Origin of the sequence: Tritonibacter sp. SIMBA_163, assembly GCF_046535935.1 — a bacterium.
Lineage (GTDB): Bacteria > Pseudomonadota > Alphaproteobacteria > Rhodobacterales > Rhodobacteraceae > Epibacterium > Epibacterium scottomollicae.
Genome location: NZ_JAWJBP010001073.1, coordinates 1 through 245 on the forward strand (window position 1 = coordinate 1; position 245 = coordinate 245).

Here is a 245-nt window from a genome sequence, read left to right on the forward strand (position 1 = left end):
GGGACGCAGCTCGACAGCGCGGCGCAGCATCTCCTGCGCCTGATCCAGATGGATTTCCTGCTCGACCCAGGAGTACGCCAGGTAGTTCATCACATAGGGCTGTTCCGGCTGCAGCTCGAGCGCCTTCTTGAAGTCGGCCTCGGCCTCCGCCCAGCGCTCGGTGCGCTCCAGCGCGATGCCGCGGAAGTACAGCAGCGTCCAGTGCTGCTGCTGCAGCGTGTCGACCCGATCCAGGGCGCCGCTAT

At 66.1% G+C, this 245-nt stretch carries 1 protein-coding gene; it reads right to left on the bottom strand.

Going from position 1 to position 245, the window contains the following annotated elements:
* Positions 1–245 (bottom strand): tetratricopeptide repeat protein (locus R0J92_RS25640; RefSeq protein ID WP_411053763.1); only part of this gene is annotated, 245 nt, incomplete at both ends.